Raw genomic sequence first — 11825 nt, 5'->3', positions numbered from 1 at the left:
TTTGATTCTTGACATACTTTGCTCTCCAAAATGATCCAGTCTGGACAGTGCATGAAATTATTTGCTGTTCATAGATGGTAGCGTTGGACGCTTACCGCACTCTCCTATATATTTAAGCTAAGCTTTGTACCATATTCTGATAATGCTCAAGCAAGCTTCAGATCATGGACGAGGATCTGATCCAGACTTGATCCGGCTCGTATCCTCATCCTGTTTCATCCTGTCACTACTCAAATCAAGCTAACTGCCCCAACAAAGTCTCGGCATTTGAAACTTCAAATTTGCCGCCTTCTTCTACGTTCAATTGCTTGACTACGCCATCAACAACCAGCATCGAGTAACGCTGTGAGCGTGTGCCCATACCAAACTTACTGAAGTCAGCATCCAAGCCCAATGCTTTACTGAAATCTGCGTTGCCATCGGCCATCATACGTACTGTGCCGACTGCTTTTTGCTCGCGTCCCCATGCGCCCATTACAAACGCATCGTTGACCGAGATACACCAGATTTCATCAACGCCTTTAGCCTTAAATTCAGCGGCATGCTGCACATAACCCGGTACGTGTTTAGCGGAGCAAGTTGGCGTGTAAGCACCTGGCAAACCGAAGATGGCAATAGTTTTGCCTTTGGTTAAATCTTCTACTTTAAAAGTATTCGGGCCGAGGGAGCAACCCTCTGATTCAACTTCAATAAATTCTGCGAGGCTGCCTGCTGGTAGTTTGTCACCGATTTTGATTGTCATGTTTGACTCCTTATGTGAATGATAAGTGATAAATAATGAGTGCTGAATATTCCGTTCGAACAAAATAATACAATTCGAATACGGGGTGTTCGCAAGTATGCCTGAGTCTGCATTCTTGCGCAGAAAGCAAAACGCCAGCACGAATGCTGGCGTTTTATAAAACAAGAATCTACTTAGTCAGCTTGCTTGCGCAAAAACGCTGGGATGTCATAGGTTTCCATGCCATTTTTTTCCAACGCACGAACTGTATCCGACGCAGACTCACGACGCCATACTGCAGGTTTACTCAAGCCATCAAAACCACCGGCAGAAGTCGCCACACCAGAATGCATACCAGCAGAAGCTGTCATTGGCGACGCCATAATAGGTTCATTATGAGTACCTGTACGCAGCATTGGTGTTTGTACTAACTGGATATTTTTCTTGCCACGACCCAAACCAGTTGCGACGACCGTGACGCGAATATCATCGCCCATCGTATCGTCGTAAGCGATACCTTGTGCGATAGAAGCATCAGGTGCTGCAAAAGCGCGAACTGCCGCCATGACTTCTTTAATCTCTTTACCTTTGAGACCGCGGCTAGCAGTCACGTTGACCAACACACCACGAGCACCGGACAAATCGATACCATCCAACAACGGCGAAGCAACTGCCTGCTCTGCCGCGATACGTGCACGATCAACACCGGATGCTGTTGCCGTACCCATCATCGCTTTACCTTGTTCGCCCATGATCGTTTTCACGTCATTGAAATCGACGTTGATATGACCTGGAACATTGATGATTTCCGCAATACCGGCAACCGCGTTGTTGAGCACGTCATCGGCGTGTTGCAGCCATTCGATCATGCTGTCGTCTTCGTAGATCTCTTCCAATTTTTCATTGAGAATAATAATCAGCGAATCCACATGCTGTGACAAGGCTTCCAGACCCTCGTCCGCGATGTCCATGCATTTTTTACCTTCGTATGAGAAAGGTTTGGAAACCACAGCAACCGTCAGGGCGCCTAATTCTTTGGCGATCTGTGCCACTACGGGGGCAGCACCAGTACCGGTACCACCGCCCATACCAGCAGCGATAAATACCATGTGCGAACCACGTAATGCATCTTGAATGCGAGCACGGGATTCTTCCGCCAACTGGCGACCGACTTCCGGCTTCATCCCTGCACCCAAACCGGTTTCACCGATTTGAATGACGTTGTGTGCCTTAGATTGCAGCAATGCTTGAGCATCAGTATTAGCAGCGATAAATTCAACTCCTGCCACACCTTTGTTAATCATGTGCTGCACAGCATTACCACCTGCGCCACCAACACCGACGACTTTAATTACGGTGCCTTGCGTAGCGTTATCAACCATATCGAACTCCATCATGACTCCTTTAGGTAGGCAGTTTTTAGTCGATAGGCATCACGTTTGAAATACAAATTTTCAACAACGGTGTCACGCCTAGCGACTAATAACTGCAGATCAGAACATTATAAAATGATTACTACTATTTATGCGAAAAAAACCATCAAAAAACTACTTAAAAATTCCCCAAAAACCACTCTTTCATGCGCTGCCATACCGCTTTTGCAGAACCTTCCTGCCGCGTAACAATATGACCGCGCATATACTGCTTCTTCGCTTCCAACAACAACCCCAAAACTGTGGCGTAACGCGGGCTACGCACGACATCTGCTAACTGCCCTGAGTACACCGGCATACCTAAACGTGTAGGCTTTAAAAAGATATCTTCAGCCATTTCAACCATGCCTGGCATGATCGCGGAACCACCGGTCAGTACGATGCCGGAGGACAGCACATCTTCATAACCAGATTCACGCACTACCTGATGCACTAAGGCGAATAATTCTTCGACGCGCGGTTCAATCACAGCGGCTAAAGCCTGACGCGATAACGAGCGCGGACCACGATCACCAAGACCCGGTACTTCCAAAGAATCAGATGGGTCGGCCAGCACCTGTTTGGCAACACCAAAACGAATCTTGATTTCTTCTGCTTCTGATGTTGGTGTACGCAATGCCATAGCGATATCATTGGTGATCTGATCACCGGCAATCGGGATTACAGCGGTATGACGGATTGCGCCTTCGCTAAACACAGCCACGTCTGTCGTGCCGCCACCGATATCAATCAGGACAACGCCAAGCTCTTTTTCATCCCGGGTCAGCACTGCCTCGGCCGATGCCATCGGCTGCAAAATCAAATCAGACACTTCTAGACCACAGCGGCGTACACACTTGACGATATTCTGTACCGCAGAAACTGCACCAGTGACGATATGTACTTTTACTTCGAGACGAATGCCGCTCATGCCAATAGGCTCGCGCACATCGTCCTGGCTATCCACAATAAATTCTTGCGGCAAGGTATGTAGCAGTTGCTGATCGGTCGGAATATTTACTGCCTTGGCAGTCTCAATCACGCGCGATACATCAGCAGCCGTGACTTCTTTATCTTTAATCGCAACCATGCCGCTGGAATTAAAGCTGCGGATATGACTACCTGCAATACCGGTATAGACATTGCGGATTTTGCAGTCCGCCATCAGCTCGGCCTCTTCCAATGCACGCTGAATTGATTCGACCGTTGCCTCAATGTTGACGACTACACCTTTTTTCAGCCCCTTAGATTCGTGCTGACCAAGGCCGATTACTTCATGGCGACCATCCGGCATGACCTCTGCGACGACCGCAACAATTTTTGAGGTGCCGATATCGAGGCCGACGATCAGGTTTTTTGCATCTTTTGTCATTTACTTACTTTCGTTTGACATTGAGTTTGCTGCTTTGTTTTCCACTTAACTTGCTAGCGATACCGAAGCCACTGTGACTCGATTTCAGCGCTAATCCATTCGGATAACGCATATCTACACTTTCAATACTGTCTTGCAAACTTGCGACTAACTGTGGGTACACTGTCAGCAATTTATCTACCCGGCTTTGCAGAGTCTGATCATCCTGTACCCGACCCAACTCGACTTTCATACCGTTGTTCAATTTCACACTCCAGGCGTAACGACTGGAGTACTGCACAGACTCGGGCGCTAAACTGATTTTGGCAAACCAGGTTTTAAAATCGATATAGCGCGCCAGCACTTCTTTCTCACTACCTTCTGGTCCTGCAAAATCAATTAACTCCGCATCCTCTTCCGCTTCAGCCAGATTGGCGGTAAATACATCGCCCTTCACTGACATCAATCGTCCTTCTTCACCCCAAGTACCCAAAGCCTGATGCTCTTCCAAAGTGACAATCAACTTATTTGGCCATTCTCTTTGCACGCTAGCTTTACGTACCCAAGGTACCGCTTCAAATGCAGTACGTACACCGTCCAGATTTGTCGTAAAAAAATTACCCTTCAATTTAGGTAAGGCAGTATCACGAATCGTCAGTGCATTCACGTGTCGTAATGGCTGCTGATCGGCGCCTACCACTTGAATTACTTTTAACGTAAACATCGGACGCTGCACTAACCACCACACACCAGACATCATCAACGCAAGCAAAAAAACACCGAACAACGCATTTGCTGTTGTATTCATAGACCTGACGTCTTGCCACATATGCTTACTGATTACCCTTCGACATCTTTAAGCGAGCGGACTGCAAAATTTTCAGACATAAATCTTCATAACTTAAACCAACTGCACGAGCGGCCATCGGCACCAACGAATGTCCTGTCATGCCTGGCGAAGTATTGACCTCAATCAAAAACGCTTGGTTGTCGGATGCTCGGAGCAATACATCAACCCGCGCCCAGCCTTCACAATTCACTGCGCGGTAAGCGTCTACAGACATTTGCCGTATTTGCTCTGACAATGCATCATCTAACGGCGCAGGACAAAGGTACTTAGTATCGTCAGTAAAATATTTATTCTGATAATCGTAATTACCTTGTGGCGCTACGATCTCAATAATCGGTAAGGCATACGCTTCTTTACCGGTACCCAAAATCGCTACGGTCAGTTCTCGGCCTTGAATAAACTCCTCTGCTAATACCTCGTCATCAAATTGCGCTGCGAGTGCATAGGCATCCTTCATATCGGAGTAGCCATTTACTTTAGTGATGCCAATTGTCGAACCTTCATGTGGCGGTTTTAAAATCAAAGGCAAACTCAGACGATCTGGTACCAGACGCAATTCCGTTTCAGCGTTTAATACTTCGTATGCTGGTGTCGTCAACTGATGGTTCTGCCAAATTTTCTTAGTAAAAATTTTGTCCATTGCAATAGCTGACGCCATTACGCCGCTACCGGTGTAAGGAATACCTAATTGCTCCAGCACACCTTGTAAGCTACCGTCCTCACCAAAACGACCATGCAGAGCGATAAAGACACGATCAAATTTTTCAGCTGCCAGATCAGCCAGACTACGCTCACCAGTATCAAAGCCATGCGCATCCACACCTTTGGTTTTTAAAGCAGCCAGTACGCCCGTGCCGGACATGATCGATATCTCACGCTCAGCGGAGCGCCCACCAAACAGTACGCCAACTTTACCTAATTCTTTTACGTTTGCAATGTCACTCATGATGGCATCTCTGTCTTCTATTCCGTATTAAATTCAATCGTCTTTACTTCGCTTGTATTGAAGTTACCTGCATTAAAGTTACTTGCACTAACTTCGTCAGTCTTGAGTACTTATTAATCTAATGCATTTGCCAGTTTTGCAGGAACAGCGCTGATCGATCCGGCACCCATCACAATCAATACATCGCCATCTTTCAGCACATGTAAAAGATTGTCTGGCATATCGCTAATCTCTTCTACAAAAACCGGCTCTACTTTGCCTGTAACTCTTAAAGCTCTGGCCAGCGCACGACCATCGGCAGCGACGATCGAGGCCTCGCCGGCGGCATACACTTCTGCCAAAACAACTGCATCGGCGGTCGAAATTACCTTAACAAAATCTTCAAATAAATCACGTGTGCGTGTATACCGATGCGGTTGGAAGGCCAGCACCAAACGGCGTCCCGGATACGCACCGCGGGCAGCAGCTAGGGTTGCGGCCATTTCCACCGGATGGTGTCCATAGTCGTCGACCAATGCAAAAGTACCTCCTGCGTGACCGCCTACACTTGTGTCTGCACCGGTATCCGGTAAAGCGATTTCACCATAACGGGTAAAACGACGACCGACGCCATGGAATTCACTTAACGCTTTTTGAGTGGCAGCATCGGCGACACCAACTTCACGGGCGACTGCAATCGCGGCGCACGCATTTTGTATGTTGTGCATACCGGGCTGATTTAAGCTCACGTGCATAGGTTCGCAACCATCCTGGACTACAGTGAATTGCATCATGCCGCCAACAGCTTTAGCATCAATTGCGCGGATATCTGCTTCTTCATGGAAACCGTAAGTCACAATCGGTTTAGAAATAAAGGGCATAATTTCGCGTATATGTGCGTCGTCCAGACAAAGAATAGCGACACCGTAAAATGGCAGACGTTGAGTAAACTCGATAAACGCTTGCTTCAATTTTCCAAAGTCATGCTCATAGGTTTCCATATGATCGGCATCAATATTGGTGATGACTTCAATCACTGGTAACAAATTCAAAAACGAAGCATCAGATTCATCCGCCTCTGCCACAATAAAATCACCACTACCGAGCTTGGCATTAGCACCGGCACTATTTAAACGACCACCAATAACAAACGTTGGATCAAAACCGCCTTCAGCCAGAATACTGGCAACCAGACTGGTCGTAGTAGTCTTGCCGTGAGTGCCTGCAATTGCGATACCGCTTTTTAAACGCATTAACTCCGCCAGCATTAATGCTCTTGGAACGATAGGTATATGCTTTTCTCGTGCGGCAACAACTTCAGGATTATCCGCTTTGACCGCAGTGGAAGTGACGATTGCATCAGCGCCCGCAATATTATCTGCTGCGTGACCAAGCATCACTTTTGCGCCTAGACTGGCTAACCTTTGTGAGGCCGCGTTACTACCTAAATCCGAACCAGAAATCGTATAGCCCAGATTAAGCAAGACCTCGGCAATACCGCTCATTCCGGAGCCACCGATACCGACAAAATGAATGTGTTTGACTTTATGTTTCATATTTTTTCAGGCTAACTGCTCTAATACTTTTGCAATAGTTTCATTAGCTTGACGTTGACCTAAACTATAAGCAGTCTCTGCCATCGCCAAACATTGTTCTCTCGTGATGCTTTGTAACTTTGCCGCTAAGTCAACTGGGTTTAATTCGCGCTGCGGTAAATAAACTGCCGCTTTCTGCTGTGCCATCCATTGTGCATTGTCCTTCTGATGTGACGTACTAGACGCAACGAACGGCACTAAAATACTAGCAACACCAGCTGCTGTCAGTTCCGATATGGTGATTGCACCAGCCCGGCAAATAACCAGATCAGCATCAGCATATCGACGCGGCATATCATCAATAAAATCCAATACTTCTGCTCGTACAACATACGTGGCATAGCTTGCACGTAAAACATCAATATGTTTTTTTCCCGATTGGTGCGTAACTAATGGACGGTCTTGTTCTGGGATCAATGCTAATGCGGCAGGTAAATTTGTGTTTAAGGCTTGTGCGCCAAGGCTACCGCCGACGACTAATATTTTTAATGGCCCTGTCCTTGTTACATAACGCTTCGTAGGTTCTGGCAGAGTACAGATTTCAGTACGTATAGGATTGCCAGTAACCTGAACTTTATTATGATTAACGAGACCGCTAGACGGCAAACCGAATAGCACGCGTTTAGCTAAAGGACGCAATAATTTATTCGACAATAACAAGGCAGAATCAGCATTCATGAGCACGACTGGTTTGCCACGCAAGGCCGCCATCACACCGCCTGGCACGGTCACATAACCACCCATACCCAGGACTACGTCGGGTTGTCGCTGCCCCAAAATTTTTAGGCAACTAAAGAAACTAACGGCTAATTTAAAAGCGCCACTGAATGTATGCATCAAGCCTTTGCCACGCATACCGGTAAATGTAATGGTATCCATTGCCACACCGTGCTGAGGAACAATCTGGTTTTCCATACCACTGCTAGTACCAAGCCAAGAGACTTGCCAGCCACGCGCTTTCATCGTTTCCGCAATCGCTAAGCCAGGGAAAATATGTCCCCCAGTACCAGCAGCCATGATCATCAGTTTCTTTTGTGTCATAGCCGCCCCCCACGCATCAGGAGGCGATTTTCATAATCTATTCTGAGCAAAATCGCCAAGCCCACACAATTAATCAATACACCAGAACCGCCGTAACTCATTAAAGGCAAAGTTAAACCCTTAGTGGGTAGTAAGCCCAAATTGACGCCCATATTGATGAATGCCTGTACGCCGATCCAGATACCAATACCCTTTGCGGTCAAACCGGCGAATGTCAAATCCAATGCGATTGCCTGACGACCGATTTCAAAGGCCCGCTTTAATATCCAGTAGAACAATAAAATCACGACCAGTACGCCAGCAAATCCCAATTCTTCGCCAATGACTGCCAGTAAAAAATCGGTATGTGCTTCTGGCAGGTAATGCAGTTTTTCGACACTTGCTCCCAGCCCGACACCGAACAATTCGCCGCGGCCAAATGCGATCAGCGAATGTGTTAATTGATAGGCTTTACCCAGTGCATGGTCTTCATCAAACGGACTGAGGTAGGCAAAGATCCTTTCGCGACGCCATGGGGAAAGCATAATCACCGCGCTGAAAATCCCGACAAGTGTCACTGCAATTCCGCCAAACCAGATACCGTTAATACCACCTAAAAACAAAATACCCATAGCGACACAAACAATCACGCCGAATGCACCCAGATCTGGCTCAAGCAGCAATAGCAAACCCACGACGCCAACCGCCGCTGCCATTGGCAGAAAACCTTTAGTCAGCTTGTGCATATATTCTTGTTTGCGCACGGTGTAATCGGCAGCATATAAAACGATAAATAGCTTCATCAATTCTGAGGGCTGAAGATTGAATACCTTGAACGATAGCCAACGTTTAGCGCCATTCACTCCTTTGCCTAAACCAGGTACCAACACCGCAACCAGCAATATCAAAGTGACTACAAACAAATAGGGTGCCCACTTTTGCCAGGTAGCGATCTTGATACGAAACACAAATAAGCCAGCGACTAAAGAGACGCTGATAAACATCGCCTGCCGCAGTAAAAAATGATAGTTTTTATAGTTAGTATATTTAGGTGAATCCGGCAAAGAAATTGAAGCAGAGTAGACCATCACCATACCGAACAACATCAAGATCAATGTCACCCAAACTAAAGCTTGGTCGTACTCCATCATCTTGGAACGCTTGGCCAAATGTGACGCAGTAACTGGCTCTGCCGTAAACGGCAGCCACTTACCGAGTGACAAAATGGCTTGCTTCATCAGAATATCTCCCCGCGTGCCAGACCGATTTCTTTTGCCGTATCAATAAATACCTCTGCACGATGCGCATAATTGCGGAACATGTCTAAGCTCGCACAGGCGGGCGATAACAAGACAATATCGCCTTCTACTGCCTGCTCAGACGCGGCCTGCACTGCCAGTTCCAGGCTAGCGCAATCAATCATATCTACCTGACTGATTTGAGCTGCATTACGAATCTCGCCCGCATCTTTACCGATCAAAAATACGGCTTTGGCATACTGCGCAATCACACTCGCCAAAGGTGAAAAGTCTTGGCCCTTGCCGTCACCACCAGCGATCAAAAGAATGCGTTTTTGCTGATCGTTTGATGCAAGTAGTTCTTGGCCTAATCCTTTTAACGCAGCGACTGTTGCGCCGACATTCGTACCCTTGCTATCGTCGACATAATCGACACCAGCAATGCTGGCAACTAGCTCTACCCGATGTGGCTCACCTTGATATTCACGTGCGCCATGTAATAAAGGAGCAAACGATAATCCGATAGCGCGACATAAAGCTAATGCGGCTAATACATTGGCTGCATTGTGTTGGCCACGTATTTTGAGTGCATCGACTGGCATCAGACGCGACATACTTACAGGGATATCTATCACTTCTTTTTTCTTGCGACGACTAAGTACAGGCGCATCTTCAGTGGGTATTGCGGTTGCCAACCAGGTCATACCATGCTCGTTTAATAGTCCCAGATCATTCGCTTGTAGCGGTGCATTGACGCCAAAAGTGATGAAGTTACTATCTGGCTTAGCCATGGCCATGACCAAGGCATCATCACGATTAAGTACCTGCAAAGTTTGTGCGCCAAAAATACGTGACTTATCCGCGCAATACGCTGCCAAATCCCCATGCCAGTCTAGATGGTCTTGCGTAATATTCAGCACCGTCGCAACATCAGCATTTAGACTATAAGTCGTGTGTAGCTGAAAACTAGACAACTCCAGCACCCATACTTGAGGCAAGCTTCCAAACTCTAATCCTTCGTGCGACAGCTCTTCTCTCTCCAATTCTTCTCGCAGTACATCCAGCACCGCGGGACTAATATTGCCAGCAAGCTTAGTCGTCAAACCCGCACGTTCACATAATTGACCGACTAAACTGGTGACTGTAGTTTTGCCATTAGTGCCTGTAATCGCGATGATTTTCGGTGTGTAATTACGCTCTGCTTTCAAAGCATCTAAGGCTTGCGCGAATAATTCAATCTCACCCCAGACCGGAATATTTTTCTGCTTCGCTTCTGGCAACAAACTTGCCAGTTCACGCAAAGGCGACAAGCCGGGACTAACGGCAACTACATCAATAGACTCTAATAAAGAGGTCGTAAATTCACCACCGACAAACTCGATCGACGTAGATAAAGAAGTCAATATGGCTAAACGATCAGGGGCAGTCCGTGTATCAGCAACGCGCAAGCGTGCGCCACAGCGCAGCAGCCACTGCGCCATTGCTAGCCCGGTTTCACCCAAGCCTAATACCAAGACATGTTTGCCTGAAAAATCCATTTTACTTATCGCAATTTCAGTGAGGACAAACCAACTAATACCAACATCATGGAAATGATCCAAAAGCGCACAACTACCTGCGTTTCTTTCCAGCCCTTTTGTTCAAAATGATGGTGTAAGGGAGCCATTAGAAATAATCGGCGACCAACGCCATATCGCTTTTTAGTAAATTTAAAATACCCAACTTGCAACATGACGGACACTGTCTCAACAACAAAAATACCGCCCATGATGAACAAAACAATTTCTTGACGAACGATCACCGCGACGGTGCCGAGTGCACCACCGAGCGCGAGCGCCCCAACGTCGCCCATAAAGACCTGCGCGGGATGTGCGTTAAACCATAAGAAAGCCAGACCAGCACCAGCCATTGCACCGCAAAAAATCAATAGCTCACCTGCGCCTGGGATATGTGGAATCAGCAGATATTTGGCATAACCAACGTTACCAGTCAGATAGGCAAATAGACCCAGAGCAGAACCCACCATGATGGTGGGCATGATTGCCAGACCGTCTAAGCCATCAGTAAAATTAACCGCATTGCTAGTACCAACAATCACACAATAAGTCAGTCCAATAAAGCCCCAGACACCTAAGGGATAACTGATAGATTTGAAGAAAGGCACAATCAAATCAGCCTTTGGCGGCAAGTCCATACTAAAACCTGATTGCACCCAAGCGACAAACAATTCCAATACTTTGGTATTAGACGGAGCAGAAACCGTGAAAGCGAGATAAAACGCTGCGACAATACCGATCAACGACTGCCAGAAATATTTCTCTCTCGATCGCATACCTTCCGGGTCTTTGTAAACAACCTTACGATAATCATCAGCCCAGCCAATCGCACCAAAACCTAAAGTGACAATCAGAACAATCCAAACAAAGCGATTACTCAGATCAGCCCACAGCAAAGTAGAAATACCGATGGAAATCAGGATCAATACGCCACCCATAGTTGGCGTACCCGATTTAACTAAATGCGTTTGTGGACCATCAGTACGAACCGCTTGTCCGACTTTCAAACGAGTCAGCATGCGGATCACGGCAGGGCCAGCAAAAATACCAATAGAGATCGCTGTCAACGTAGCGAATACCGCACGAAAAGTAATAAAACCAAAGACTCGTAAAAATCCGATATCTTGCTTAAAAAATTCCGCTAACCAAAGCAACAT

10 protein-coding genes are annotated in these 11825 nt (G+C 46.9%); all 10 read right to left on the bottom strand.

The genetic code is table 11. The features are described from left to right. Positions 1-235: 235 nt before the first annotated feature. Positions 236-742 (bottom strand): peroxiredoxin, encoded by a 507-nt coding sequence (locus AAKU61_RS12525; protein ID WP_354332677.1) that lies wholly within the window; start codon positions 740-742, stop codon positions 236-238. 173 nt (positions 743-915) lie between these two features. Continuing rightward, positions 916-2115, bottom strand: a complete 1200-nt coding sequence (ftsZ, locus tag AAKU61_RS12520; RefSeq protein ID WP_354332675.1) for a cell division protein FtsZ — start codon at positions 2113-2115, stop codon at positions 916-918. A gap of 157 nt (positions 2116-2272) precedes the next feature. Beyond that, on the bottom strand, positions 2273-3505 hold the full coding sequence (gene ftsA, locus AAKU61_RS12515) for a cell division protein FtsA (protein WP_322121244.1): 1233 nt from the start codon (positions 3503-3505) through the stop codon (positions 2273-2275). Positions 3506-3509: 4 nt separating this feature from the next. Then, positions 3510-4313, bottom strand: coding sequence for a cell division protein FtsQ/DivIB (locus AAKU61_RS12510; protein WP_322121243.1), 804 nt, complete (start codon positions 4311-4313; stop codon positions 3510-3512). A gap of 4 nt (positions 4314-4317) precedes the next feature. Then, the gene (locus tag AAKU61_RS12505; protein ID WP_354332672.1) at positions 4318-5280 is read right to left on the bottom strand and encodes a D-alanine--D-alanine ligase; all 963 of its coding nucleotides are present in this window, start codon (positions 5278-5280) and stop codon (positions 4318-4320) included. 113 nt (positions 5281-5393) lie between these two features. Next, positions 5394-6815, bottom strand: a complete 1422-nt coding sequence (gene murC / locus AAKU61_RS12500) for a UDP-N-acetylmuramate--L-alanine ligase (RefSeq protein WP_354332671.1) — start codon at positions 6813-6815, stop codon at positions 5394-5396. A 6-nt stretch (positions 6816-6821) separates the two neighbouring features. After that, positions 6822-7895 carry an undecaprenyldiphospho-muramoylpentapeptide beta-N-acetylglucosaminyltransferase gene (gene murG / locus AAKU61_RS12495; RefSeq protein ID WP_354332669.1) on the bottom strand — a complete coding sequence of 358 codons (1074 nt, stop codon included), beginning with the start codon at positions 7893-7895 and terminating at the stop codon, positions 6822-6824. Further along, positions 7892-9025, bottom strand: a complete 1134-nt coding sequence (ftsW, locus tag AAKU61_RS12490; protein WP_354332679.1) for a putative lipid II flippase FtsW — start codon at positions 9023-9025, stop codon at positions 7892-7894. The genes murG and ftsW overlap by 4 nt, the downstream gene beginning before the upstream one ends. An 86-nt stretch (positions 9026-9111) precedes the next feature. Next, positions 9112-10650 carry a UDP-N-acetylmuramoyl-L-alanine--D-glutamate ligase gene (gene murD / locus AAKU61_RS12485; RefSeq protein ID WP_354332667.1) on the bottom strand — a complete coding sequence of 513 codons (1539 nt, stop codon included), beginning with the start codon at positions 10648-10650 and terminating at the stop codon, positions 9112-9114. Between the two features lie 5 nt (positions 10651-10655). After that, positions 10656-11825, bottom strand: a complete 1170-nt coding sequence (gene mraY, locus AAKU61_RS12480) for a phospho-N-acetylmuramoyl-pentapeptide-transferase (RefSeq protein WP_322121238.1) — start codon at positions 11823-11825, stop codon at positions 10656-10658.

Source organism: Undibacterium sp. GrIS 1.2 (assembly GCF_040544435.1).
Taxonomy (GTDB): Bacteria; Pseudomonadota; Gammaproteobacteria; order Burkholderiales; family Burkholderiaceae_D; genus Undibacterium.
This window is presented reverse-complemented; position numbering and strand designations above follow the sequence as displayed.